This is a genomic window from Aquimarina amphilecti (genome assembly GCF_900109375.1).
Classification (GTDB): domain Bacteria; phylum Bacteroidota; class Bacteroidia; order Flavobacteriales; family Flavobacteriaceae; genus Aquimarina; species Aquimarina amphilecti.
Genome location: NZ_FOAB01000004.1, coordinates 527,466 through 540,795, shown reverse-complemented (window position 1 = coordinate 540,795; position 13,330 = coordinate 527,466). Strand labels below are relative to the sequence as shown.

General features: G+C 31.8%; 6 protein-coding genes. All 6 read left to right on the top strand.

Going from position 1 to position 13,330, the window contains the following annotated elements; translation table 11 throughout:
• The first annotated feature begins 5 nt into the window (after positions 1 to 5).
• The 6 genes from BMY33_RS13015 to BMY33_RS12990 all read left to right on the top strand — a co-directional run bounded on the left by BMY33_RS13015 (position 6) and on the right by BMY33_RS12990 (position 13,272).
• On the top strand, positions 6 to 2,387 hold the full coding sequence (locus BMY33_RS13015) for an ABC transporter permease (RefSeq protein ID WP_091409185.1): 2,382 nt from the start codon (positions 6 to 8) through the stop codon (positions 2,385 to 2,387).
• 25 nt (positions 2,388 to 2,412) lie between these two features.
• The gene (locus BMY33_RS13010) at positions 2,413 to 4,860 is read left to right on the top strand and encodes an ABC transporter permease (RefSeq protein WP_091409183.1); all 2,448 of its coding nucleotides are present in this window, start codon (positions 2,413 to 2,415) and stop codon (positions 4,858 to 4,860) included.
• Between the two features lie 25 nt (positions 4,861 to 4,885).
• On the top strand, positions 4,886 to 7,306 hold the full coding sequence (locus BMY33_RS13005) for an ABC transporter permease (RefSeq protein ID WP_091409180.1): 2,421 nt from the start codon (positions 4,886 to 4,888) through the stop codon (positions 7,304 to 7,306).
• Between the two features lie 28 nt (positions 7,307 to 7,334).
• On the top strand, positions 7,335 to 9,692 hold the full coding sequence (locus tag BMY33_RS13000; protein WP_091409178.1) for an ABC transporter permease: 2,358 nt from the start codon (positions 7,335 to 7,337) through the stop codon (positions 9,690 to 9,692).
• 350 nt (positions 9,693 to 10,042) lie between these two features.
• On the top strand, positions 10,043 to 12,475 hold the full coding sequence (locus BMY33_RS12995) for an ABC transporter permease (RefSeq protein WP_091409176.1): 2,433 nt from the start codon (positions 10,043 to 10,045) through the stop codon (positions 12,473 to 12,475).
• Between the two features lie 53 nt (positions 12,476 to 12,528).
• The gene (locus BMY33_RS12990) at positions 12,529 to 13,272 is read left to right on the top strand and encodes a GIN domain-containing protein (protein WP_091409173.1); all 744 of its coding nucleotides are present in this window, start codon (positions 12,529 to 12,531) and stop codon (positions 13,270 to 13,272) included.
• Positions 13,273 to 13,330 lie beyond the last annotated feature (58 nt).

Genomic DNA, 13,330 nt, shown 5'->3' with positions numbered 1-13,330 from the left:
CAATCATGATCAGGAATTATTTTAAAATAGCTTGGAGAAACCTTTGGAGAAGAAGAGGTTTTACATTTATCAATATTACAGGATTATCCATAGGAATGACTGCTAGTTTTCTTATGTTATTATATGTTAGTTTCGAATTAAGTTATGATAATTTCCATAATAAAATGGATAATATCTATCGCGTCGTTGCAGATATCAAAACACCTTCTGATAATATAGAAGCTAATATAACAGCTTGGGCAGTTCCACCAAATTTAGAAAAGGATTTTCCTGAAATAACTTCTGCAGTACGGATCAATGATTTAAATATGATTGTTCGCAAAGGTGATCTAAAATTTAAGGAAACAAATGCCATTGCTGTAGACTCCAGCTTTTTCTCTGTTTTTGATTTCGAATTATTACAAGGGAATCCAAAGGAAGTATTGAAAAAACAATTTAGTATTGTATTATCAGAAACTACCGCAAAAAAATACTTTGGGGATCAAAACCCTATTGGTAAATCCTTGAAAATAACCGAAGAAGGGTTCAATTCCACTGTAACTGGAGTTATGAAAGATTTTCCAGAAAATTCTCATATTCAAGCAGATATAATATTATCATTAACAACATTTACGCAACATTTAGACAAGGAACTAGATACTAGATGGGGTAGCTATGATGCGGCAGCTTACATTTTAGTCAATCCAAATACAAATACGGATCAACTTACTGCCAAATTTCCTGCATTCTTAGAGAAACATAGTGGAGAGTTTATGAAACAAAGTAAAATGTTTGTTACATTAAACCTAGAACCTCTAAAAAGTTTATATCTGGAATCTACTCGAGGTGGAACTGGAGGTGGTAGTATGACGAATGTTTATATATTCTCTATTATAGCAATTTTTATTCTTCTTATTGCATCCATCAATTTCATTAACCTTACAACAGCTCGTTCTGTAGAAAGAGCAAAAGAAGTAGGTATTAGAAAAGTAATGGGCGCAGAAAAGCAACAATTATCATTACAATTTATTGGAGAATCCATAATAACCTGTTTAATAGCATTTTTTATAACAACGTTACTAATCATTATTATCCTACCATTTTTTAATGAAATTGCAGGAAAAGTAATCAGTGATGGTCTATTTTCTAATTATTCCAATATTTTTAAACTATTTGGTATTTCTCTAGCCATAGGAATTTTTGCAGGAATCTATCCTTCTATAGTATTGTCGTCTTTTAAACCTATACAGGTTTTAAAAGGTAATTTCTCTACTGGTGGTAAAGGTGTTCTTCTTAGAAAAAGTTTAGTAATTGTACAATTTACAATTTCAATCATACTAATAACTGGTACCATTATTATCTATAACCAAATGGAATATATGCGCAATCAGGAATTAGGATTCAATAAAGATCGCTTACTAATTCTTGAAGCAGAATCTTCTACATCGCAATTATCATTAAAAAACGCAATCGATAATATTCCTGGAGTAAAATTTACAAGTCTAGGATCTAGTGTTCCCGGAGGAGGAAATTCCTCTGCATATTCTGAAATAGAAAATAAAGCAGGTGACTTACAAATAGCAAATTTAGACCTCTATTTTGTTGATCACGATTATATACCACAATTTGATCTTGAAATACTGGCCGGACGAGCGTTTTCTAAAGATTTTGCTTCTGATTCTACAAAAGCAATGATTATTAATGAAGAAGCTGTCAAACTATTAGGGTATAGTAATCCAAAAAATGCCATTGGTGCCAAATTTAAACAATGGGGTCGTGAAGGTCAAGTAATCGGTGTTGTTAAAAATTTTCATTTTAATTCTCTTCATGATAATATTGGTCCTCTTACCATGAGAATGGAGACAAATAGAAATGATTTGATCTCGGTGAAACTAGCATCGAATAATATGAAACAAACTATTGCAGAAATTGAGAAGCTATGGGAATCTTTTTTACCTGAACAACCATTCGATTATTTCTTTTTAGATGATTCATTCAATGAACAATATGAAAATGAAGAGCGATTTGGTAATCTATTTCTATACTTCGCTAGTTTAGCAATATTAATTTCCTGTTTAGGACTACTTGGACTTGCCGCGTATAGTACATTACAAAGAAGACGAGAAATTGGTATTAGAAAAGTAATCGGAGCTTCGGTATCAGAAATTGTAAACCTTTTGTCTAAAGATTTCTTAAAACTTGTGATGATCGCTTTTGCAATTGCTTCTCCTATTGCTTGGTATGTAATGTATAATTGGTTACAAGACTTCGCATTTAGGATTGACATACAATGGTGGATGTTCCTTTTATCAGGAGGTTCTGCTATCCTAATAGCTATATTAACTGTTAGCTTTCATGCGGTAAAAGCTTCCCTATCAAACCCAGTAAAATCATTAAGAACAGAATAAATCATCAATCAAAAAATGAACTGTTATGATCAGGAATTATTTTAAAATAGCTTGGAGGAATATAAGAAAGCAAAAAGTCTTTTCTTTAATTAATATAATTGGTCTTACTATAGGTTTAAGTGTTTCTTTCATTATTGGTCTTATGGTCTATTATGATTATAATTTTGACAAATTTCATAAAGACGGCGACCAAATCTATAGAGTAGTTTCTGACTTTCACAGTCCAGAAGGAACATTTTACAACTCAGGTGTCACGGTAGCATTAGAGGATGCTATAAAAGATAATTCAAATTTTGAAATAGTAAGTGGTTTCTATATTGAAAGACCAGCTAGTGTTCAAAATAAAGAAAAAAACATAAAATTAAAATGGCCCAAACATGTGATTTTTACTGATCCGGATTATTTTGATCTTTTTCAATACAATTTTCTTGCAGGAAATCGAGCGACTGCATTATCAAACCCTAATAATGTTATTCTAACAACCAAAAGAGCTACTGATTATTTTCCTGACTTATTACCCAATGAAATTATTGGAAAAACATTGGTTTACAACGATTCTTTAAATATTACAGTTACAGCAATCGTAGAACCTTTTAAGGAACAAACAGATTTTGTTTTTGAAGAATTCATCTCTGGCCCAACCCTACTAAAAACAAGATTAAGAGGAAACTTCCTAGACAAAAACTGGAATTCTACTGATTCTAATTCTCAATTATTTGTCAAAGTAAATAAACAAGTTAACTTCCAAAAAATACAAGAAAAATTTAATGCTTTAGCTAACGAGCATTTAGATGAATACTCTCGCAATCACGGGCAATCTAAAGAGTTTAAATTACAACCTCTTAACGATATTCATTTTAATAAAAACTATGGCATTTATGATTGGGAACAAGGGCAGGCAAGTAAACCTTTATTAAGAAACCTAGCACTCGTAGCATTGTTTCTATTATTACTTGGATGTATTAATTTTATAAACCTCAATACTGCTCAGGCAACAAGACGCGCAAAAGAAATTGGAATTAGAAAAACATTAGGAAGCTCCAGAAAACAACTAATTGGCCAATTCTTAGGAGAAACTTTTTTATTAGTCTTATTTTCTGCTATACTATCATTAATACTATCAAAATGGTTACTTACTCTTTTTTCTGATTTTATATCTGAAGATATTGATTTCCAATTATTCAGCAATCCAATAATTATTATAAGTATACTAGTACTAATTATAACAATTACGATATTATCAGGGTTTTATCCTGCACTAGTATTATCAAAATTCAATACTATCACCGTACTAAAAAGTAACATAGCTGTAGGGGAAAGAAAAAATAGTCTTCGAAAATTTCTTACTGTTTTTCAATTTACAATTGCTCAAGTTTTTATCATAGGAACTTTATTGGTTGGTAAACAAATTAACTTTTTATTAAATAAAGATATGGGGTTTAAAACAGATGCTGTCGTATCTGTATATAGTCCTAGAGGAGAAAGACAATTAGATAAAAAGAAACAATACTTACAAAAGCTACAAAGTATCCCACAAATCAAGCAATTAAGCTTAGGAGGTGCTCCACCAGCTTCTTTATCTTCCAATACAACGACTACTACCTATAAAACTAAAGAAAGAGAAATTCAATCCGATTTACAATTCATTTTTGGGGACATCGATTATCCAGAACTTTTTGAATTAGAATTATTGGCTGGTAGAGCTCATAGAAATGATACTATCAAAGAAATAGTTATTAATGAGGCAGCAAGAAAAGTTTATGGTTTCAAAACACCGGAAGAAGCCATCGGTAAAAGTATTGACTTCGGAGATTATACAGTTCCTATTGTAGGCGTTATGACCGATTTCCATCAACGTTCATTAAAATCAGAAATTCGTCCTATGGCATTACGAGGTGATTGGGACAGAGATGTTTTTAGTAGATTTCAAGCCATACATATTGCTTTCCAAAACGCTAATCCCGACGATTTACAATCTACCTTATCCAAAATAGAATCTGCTTATGGAGAAGTGTATACAGATATAGAAGACTATCGTGTCAATTTTATGGATGAAACTGTAGAAAAATTTTATAAAAGAGAACAAAAAGTTTCAAAATTATTGAATTGGGCAACAGGCTTATCAATTCTTATCAGTTGTTTAGGTCTTCTCGGGTTAGTTATCTACACTACTAATAGACGTGTTAAAGAAATAGGTGTACGTAAAGTTTTAGGTGCATCATTATTACAAATAAATACATTGTTATGTAAAGAATTTTTAATTCTAGTAGGTATTGCTTTTATGGTTGCAGTACCAATTGCTTGGTATGGAATTCATAATTGGTTACAAGATTTTGCATACAGAACCAATATCAGTTTTTGGATTTTTTTAATAAGTGGATGTTTAATGATGCTGTTTGCATTGTTAGTTATAGGTATTAAAACCTTTCAGGCTGCAAACGCTAATCCAGTAAACTCATTAAGAACTGAATAGATCATCAATCAAAAAACGAACAATCATGATTAGGAATTATTTTAAAATAGCTTTTCGTAACCTCTGGAAAGATCGCATCTTTACATCTCTAAATATTATTGGACTTACTGCTGCTTTTAGTGTTGCTATATTACTTACAATGTATGCGGTATTCCAACTCTCTTTTGATCGTTTTCATGAACAAGCACAATACCTCTATCAAATCTATTCGGAAGATAGCACTCCAAATGGGTTTAAAGCGAATCTTTCTAATCCAGAACCTTTTGCTGCAGCATTTAAAAATGAAATAGCGGGAGTCGAAAAAATAACACGTCATCGAGGTTCTGGCATTTTAGTAAGTTACCGTGATAAACAACTAAACATGCACGCATCTTATGTAGATCCTGATTTTTTCACCATGTTCAGTTTTCCAATTATAAAGGGAAATACCCAAAATCCTATAACTTCGGGGTCCTCAATCGTCATTACTGAAAAAGCTGCAAAACGAATTTTCGGAAGCCAAAATCCTATTGGTGAGACTGTTTCCATATTAAGAGATGAAAAGGAAGTTCCGTTTACGATTACTGCTATTGCTAAAGATTTCCCTAATACAAGCTCAATGGGTTTTGATATAGCACTTAATTTTAAAAGTCAACCAAAACATGCTTATGCCAGAAACATAGGACGATGGGATATGAAGAATCATGAAGTTTATATGCAGCTTTCTAAAGAAATGACACCTGACCAACTGGAAAAAAGCACCACAGATTTCACCCAACTACACTATAGAGATGAAATTGACAATGCTAAGCGAGATGGTGCACAACCTAATATTGGCGGAGTCTATAAACAAATCAGACTATTACCTGTATCAGACATCCCGTTTGCTAATTTTAGTCAAGGTAAGGCTATCATAAATCGTACTATGCCCTATTTAGTATTCGGTATAGCCATTCTTATTGTATGTATTGCGTGCTTTAATTTTATAAATATGAGCATTGCAAAAAGTGCTCAAAGATTAAAGGAAATTGGGATGCGCAAAACTCTAGGAGCAAATAAACTTCAATTATTTTTTCAATTTTGGGGTGAAAGTATTTTAATATTTTTAACTGCTACCGGTTTGGGCATTTTAACTGCTTCTTTGTTACTACAACCTTTTCAGACATTGTTTAAAACTAAAGCTTCTTTCGAAACCATATTTAGTCCTTCTGCTTTACTAGGACTGATTCTTAGTTTGACGATTATAACTATCATTTCAGGAGGCTATCCCTCTTTATTAATGAGTCGTCTAGGTACTTTACAAAGTCTAAAAGGAAAAATAGAAAAAAACGGAAAAAATTTCCTTCGCAATGGTTTGATAATATTTCAGTTTGGAATTACGATTCTACTTATCAGTGGAACACTTGTACTCTGGAATCAGGTAGAATTTATGCGAACCAAAGACTTAGGTTTTAATAAAGATCAGGTTATCGCTTTTCCTCTTAATGGGAAACGTAATGATCAACAAGCAATCCAATTACTTAGAGACGCCCTCGAAGATAAAACTACTATTATGAGTATTACCGCCTCCAATAATATTTTGGGCTTTGGTAAAGATGGGAATCGTTCTACCAGTTTTATGGGTTTTGAATACAAAGGTCGTGGTGTGAACACCCATATGTTAGTGGTAGACAAAGATTATGTTGAGACTTTAGATCTCAATCTTATCGAAGGGCGTTCTTTTAGAAAAAACTTAGCCAGTGACAGCCTTTCGGTTATTATTAATGAATCAATGGCAAAGCAATTAAATGAAAAAGAAATTTTAAATACCAAAATTATCTTGGAAGATTCTGTGGCCTTTTCTGTAGTAGGAGTTATAAAAGATTTTAATTTTCAGGAACTAGATAGAACTATTGCACCAATGACGCTTTTTGCCTTACCAAATTGGAATTTAAGAAACGTTTATGTAAAAGTAGCACCAGATAATCTAGAACAATCTTTTATCAATGTAAAAACTGCATGGGAATCCGTAGAACCTAATGCAGAATTTCTAGGGTCTTTTCTAGATGAAAATATAGAACGTACGCTACACAAAGAACGCACCATGATCGCCATGATTGGAAGCGGTTCTTTACTTGCGATAATTCTGAGTTGCATTGGTTTATTTTCTATTTCTCTTCAAGTTGTTGCGCAACGTAGAAAGGAAATTGGAATTCGAAAAGTAGTAGGTGCAAGTGTTTCAAAGATCACAATGATGTTATCCGCTGACTTTTTAAAACTTGTGTTCATTGCTTTTATTATAGCAACTCCTATTGCCTGGTATTTCTCTTCTCAATGGCTTCAGAATTATACGTACCATATAAATCTTACATTTTGGATTTTTCTAACTGGGGGAAGCATTACCGTGTTTATTGCCTTAGCCACTATAAGTATCAAGACAGTTAAAGCTGCTATACAAAACCCTGTAAAAAGTCTCAAAACAGAATAAAAATCAATCATCAAAAAAACGAACTATTATGATTTTTAATTATATAAAAATAGCTTTCCGTAGTCTACTAAAGAACAAAGGATACAGTTTTCTAAATATTTTTGGTTTAGCCATAGGAATCACCTGTGCTAGTCTTATTTTTCTATGGATAGAAGATGAAATAAGTTTCAATGACTCCTTTGCCAATCAGGATCAGATCTACTATTTACCAACAAATCAAAGTTATGAAGGAGGTTGGCGTACATTTTATTCTACACCAGGACCTTTAGCACAAGTAATGAAAGACGAAATTCCGGGTATAATAAAAGCTACAAGATCTAGTAGTGAAGAACGAACTTTTAGTTTTGGAGATAACTCTATAAACAGAACTGGACGCTATGCTGATGCAGATTTTTTAGAAATTTTTAGCCTGAAGTTTATTGAAGGTACTAGAAAAGATGCTTTCAATAATCCTGAAGCTATTGTACTCACGCAAGAAACGGCAGAACAACTTTTTGGTGAAAGTAAAAAGGTATTAGGAAAAACAATCAAAGTAAATAATAAAGATAACTATCTAATCACCGGTGTTATCGAGAACTTACCGAAAAATGTTACATTTCCTTTTGACTGGGTTGCTCCTTTTGAAAGATATAGGGATGGCGCAACTTGGATGACTGAGTATGGAAGTAATTTTTCCGATACTTTTGTTGAGTTATCACCGGAAGCTGATTTTAGTGAAGTAGACAAGAAAGTTCGAGAAATATTACCTCTAAAAAACCCGAATAGTAACACATATGCTTTTTTACATACCATAAAAGATTGGCATTTGAAGTCTAAATTTGAAGAAGGAGTAAAAGTTGGAGGCAAAATTACATATGTTCGTCTTTTCTCTCTAATTGCGTTAATTATATTACTGATAGCTTGTATTAATTTTATGAATTTATCAACAGCTAGGAGTGAAAAAAGAGCCAATGAAGTTGGAGTAAGGAAAGCAATAGGATCAAGTCGCTATCGATTAATAGTTCAGTTTATTACCGAAGCACTTATGATGGCAACTTTTGCTTCTGTCCTAAGTATTCTTTTAATATTTTTAATATTACCGCAATTTAATCTTTTAATAGAAAAAGACTTAACACTTAACTTATTAAATCCAGCACATATTGGAATATTGTTTATAATAACTCTTATTTGTGGTTTATTGGCCGGAATATACCCTGCATTCTATTTATCTTCTTTTAAACCTGTAGAAGTTTTAAAAGGAATCAAATCCACTAGCGGTTCTGCCTCTTTTATAAGAAAAGGATTGGTGGTAGGACAATTTACAATTTCTATCGTATTTATTATTTGTACTATTCTAGTATATCAACAAATTCAATTCGCTAAAAACAGAGAACTTGGTTATGATAAAGATCAATTGATTTCTATGAGAATTAATGATGAAATCATTGACAAATTTTCTGTAATTCAACAAGATTTAATTCAATCAGGTTTTGTAAAAAACATAGCACTATGTAATTCACAAATCTTATCCGGAGGTAATAATGGTTCTGGTTTTACCTGGAAAGGAAGCAGCACAGATACTCAACAAGTGTTACTATCATTTAGAAATATTACTCAAAGTTTTTTTGACACCATGGGTATGGAAATCCTAGCAGGAAGAGGTTTTAGTAAAAATGTGGATGCAGATAGTACAAATGTTATGATTTCTCAATCATTAGCAAAGCTAATGGGTTCTGAAAACGTTATTGGTAGTAGGATCAGTCGTGGTGAAGATTCTTATGAAATTATAGGAGTTGTGAAGGATTATCTTTACGGAGATATGTATGACACTAGTGATCCTGTATTATTCATGAACAATCCAAACTATGCGCGTTACCTGTATATTAAAACAAAAGCAAGAGTTCCCATTAACCAAGCTTTATCTGGTATCGAAACTGTTATGAAAAAACATAATCCCGCATTTCCATTCGCATATACATTTGTTGATAAAGAATTCGATGCTAAATTCAAAAATGAACAATTGATAGGTGAATTATCACAACTCTTTGCTTTACTAGCCATATTAATCTCTTGCCTTGGTCTTTTTGGTCTGGCCGCTTATACTGCAGAACAACGAAGCAAAGAAATCGGAGTAAGAAAAGTCTTAGGTGCTAGTGTAACAGGTATTGTAAAACTACTCTCCAAAGATTTCTTAAAACTAGTGTGTATCTCTATTTTACTAGCGGCACCATTAGCATGGTTAGTAATGAGCAATTGGTTACAAGAATATGCTTATCGAATAGAAATAAACTGGTTAGTTTTTGTGGTTGCTGGATTTGTTGCTATCATAATCGCCCTTGCTACTGTAAGCTTCCAGGCCTTTAAAGCTGCAATTGCAAATCCTGTAAACAGTTTAAAAACTGAATAAAGGAGTCTATTCTATTATATCAATAGCTTTTTTAATTTTAAAAAATTAGCTTAAGAATTTTGCATATAAACTAGTAACTATTTTTTATCGCTAGTTTATATGCAATTTTTATATTAGTTAGCACGGATAATATTCAATCTTTTAAAAATGAATCAGTTACCTCTACTGCTTCCTTACCACCTGAATAGATAAGTTTTAAGGTGTTCGATTTTGAACAAAAAGTGTATCAAAATCGAACACTTATTTTTTTTAATTCACACACAAGTAGCTGAAAATCAATTATTTAATTTTTTGGCACTATCTTCACTATATAAATATCAAATTCAGCAATCAATACAAAAACTAAAATCGTGATCAGAAATTATCTTAAAATAGCTTGGAGAAACCTTATTAAAAATAAAGGGATAACTACTATTAATACAATTGGACTTTCTTTAGGAATTGGTTGTTTCATCCTTATAGCTTTATTCGTAACGGACGAATTAAGCTTTGATCAATTTCATAAAAAGGCAGATCACATTTATAGGATCAACTCTGACATACTCTTTGGCGGTACTGAAATTCATATGGCAGTAAGTTCGGACCCAATGGGAGCGACATTAAAAAAAGATTATCCAGAAGTAGAAGAATATACTAGAATATATGCTTCTGAAGGATCAAGATTAATCCGAAAAGGAACAGAACTTATAGAAGAATTTTCAGTTGCTTATGTAGACTCTACTTTTTTTAATGTTTTTACATTTCCTGCTTTAAAAGGAAATCCAAAAACAGCATTACAAGACCCTAATACTATTGTCATTTCAGAAAAAGCTGCTATCAAATATTTTGGTAGTGTGGATCAAGCAATGGGAGAAATTTTAGAGGTCAATAGTAATGGTAAAACTTTATTTAAAGTTACGGCTGTTATAAAAGACATGCCTAAGAATTCTCATTTCCATCTTGATTTTTTAATTTCAATGGCTAATGTAAATTATGATTTTGGAAATTATTTAAGTCATAATTTTCATACCTATATAGTCCTTAAAGAAGGTACAGATTATAAAGAGTTTACTACCAATTTTAAAGAAGTTGTAGCAAAATATTTATTACCTCAGATGTCTCAATACATGGAAGTTAAAAGTATGGAGGACATTGAAGCTTCTGGTAACAAAATTGAATACTCCTTAGTTCCGCTTAAAGACATTCATTTACATTCATCACAAAGTATAGAACTCAGTGCTAATGGTTCTATTAAATATGTATACATTTTTTCTGCTGTTGCCCTATTTATATTACTTATTGCTTGTACAAATTTTATGAATCTTACTACAGCAAGATCATCTGGTAGAGCCAAAGAAGTAGGTATTCGTAAAGTATTAGGAACAGAGAAAAAATCATTAATTTTTCAGTTCTTAAGTGAGTCCACTTTGGTTGTGGTAATAGCACATAGTATTGCTATTTTATTTGTATTCATTTCTTTAGACTGGTTTAATAATATAGCAGGAAAAGAAATTTCGATAAAAGCTTTATTACAGCCTCAATTTTTAATTTTTCTAATATTACTACCTTTTGTTGTAGGGCCCTTAGCAGGTATATACCCAGCTTTTTTCCTTTCTAAATTCCAACCGATAACTGTATTAAAAGGAAATTTAGCAAAAGGAATGAATAAAAATACCTTAAGAAATTTCTTAGTTATTTTTCAATTTACTACATCTATTGTTCTCATCATTGGGACTATTGTAGTTTATCAACAACTCAAACATATTCAAACTACTGATGTTGGATTTAATAAAGATCAAGTATTGATTGTAGAAAATTCTAATTTACCTGATGAAACTAGAAAATCATTAAAATCAGAGATTACACAACTTACAGAAATAAAATCCGCGTCCTTCGCAGGGTACATTCCTGTATCTAAATCCGCCAGATCCGATACAACTTTTAGTACAGAAATTGTGGCCACTGCAGAAAACGGTTTTAATATGCAATATTGGAGAGCTGATTATGAATATATAGAAACCATGGGAATGGAAATTATGGCAGGAAGAAATTTTTCTCGCTCTTTTGGAACAGACTCTACCGCTATTATACTAAATGAAAAAGCAGTTGCATTAACAGGGTTTAAAAACCCAATCGGTAAGAAACTGTACAAGTCAATGGAGAATAACGAAAAAACAATCTACACCATCATCGGAGTAGTAAAAAATTTCAATTTTGAATCCTTACGACAAGATGTCGGTCCTTTAAGCCTAAGATTAGGTGATAACAGTTGGAGAACCGCATATCGATTTAACACAACGGATGTAGAAGGTTTCATTAGTAAAATTCAAAAAAAATATGAAGCAGCTTCTCCAGAAATATCATTTACATATAGTTTTTTAGATGATTCCTTTCTAAATATGTATAGACAAGAAAAAAGAATAGGAACCATTGCTTTAATTTTTACAGTTCTAGCTGTTATTATTGCCGCACTGGGGCTATTTGGATTAGCTACCTATATAGCGGAACAACGTACTAAAGAAATTGGAATACGTAAAGTTTTAGGAGCTTCTACAACGATTATAGTGAAAATATTATCTAAAGATTTTATAAAATTAATCGTATTTGCCTTTTTAATCGCAACACCAATTGCTTGGTGGTTTATGAGTAGTTGGTTACGAGATTTTGCTTTCAGAATTCAGCTAAATTGGTGGGTTTTTGCTCTGACGGGAATAATTACCTTATTGATTGCTGTTCTCACTTTAAGTTTTCAAACAATTAAAGCCGCTATTACAAACCCAATCAACAGTCTTAAAACCGAATAAAAAATAATATCATCAATTCAATCATATAAAACGAACATAAAAACTCATTCATCATGAAACATTTAAAATATTTTTTGGCCTTAGTTGCATTATCTATTGCGCATTTATTAGCTGGGCAAACAAAGAAAAACGTTAGTACTTTCGATAAAGTAATTATCAGTCCACATATAGAAACAACATTTGTAGCAAGCAATGAAGAATCTGTAATCATTGAAAACAGTACCGAACCAGAAGACAAAATAAATATTGAAGTAAAAGGAAATGTACTTCGTGTCTATCTAGATGATGCTAAAGAAACTACAAAAACTAAAACAGTAATCATTAATGGTACTAAAAGAAAAGTACCTATCTATAAAGGGAAAGTACTTACCTTAACTATAAATTACAAACAAATTACTGATCTTTCTATTAGAGGAGAACAAGCTACAGTTTGCAAAAGTAAGATCACGGCAGAAGCATTTCGATTAAAAATTTATGGAGAGTCGCAAATGGTTTTAAACGATGTGAATTTCGAATACTTTGATGTCGATATGTATGGTGCCAGTACACTAGAAATTAAAAACGGAACCATCGAAAATCAGAAAATAACCGCCTTTGGAGAAAGTACTTCGGATCTACTCGGTGTAGATAATAAAAACACCAAATTAAAAGCTTTTGGAGAGGCCGAGTTTAAAATTCAAGCTTCAGATCGCATCAAACTTACAGCTTTTGGAGAAGCAAAATTATACTACAAAGGTGATGCAAGCATTCAAAAAGGTATAAATATTGGAGACGTAGAAATATCAGAAATTCAATAATAAATTAAAAAAGATGAATTCGATCAATAAAAATTGCGGTTACATAAGGAGAGAGAAT

Coding starts and splice junctions, on each gene's coding strand:
- BMY33_RS13015 (WP_091409185.1), top strand. CDS start 6: ATGATCAGGAATTATTTTAAAATAGCTTGGAGAAACCTTTGGAGAAGA.
- BMY33_RS13010 (WP_091409183.1), top strand. CDS start 2,413: ATGATCAGGAATTATTTTAAAATAGCTTGGAGGAATATAAGAAAGCAA.
- BMY33_RS13005 (WP_091409180.1), top strand. CDS start 4,886: ATGATTAGGAATTATTTTAAAATAGCTTTTCGTAACCTCTGGAAAGAT.
- BMY33_RS13000 (WP_091409178.1), top strand. CDS start 7,335: ATGATTTTTAATTATATAAAAATAGCTTTCCGTAGTCTACTAAAGAAC.
- BMY33_RS12990 (WP_091409173.1), top strand. CDS start 12,529: ATGAAACATTTAAAATATTTTTTGGCCTTAGTTGCATTATCTATTGCG.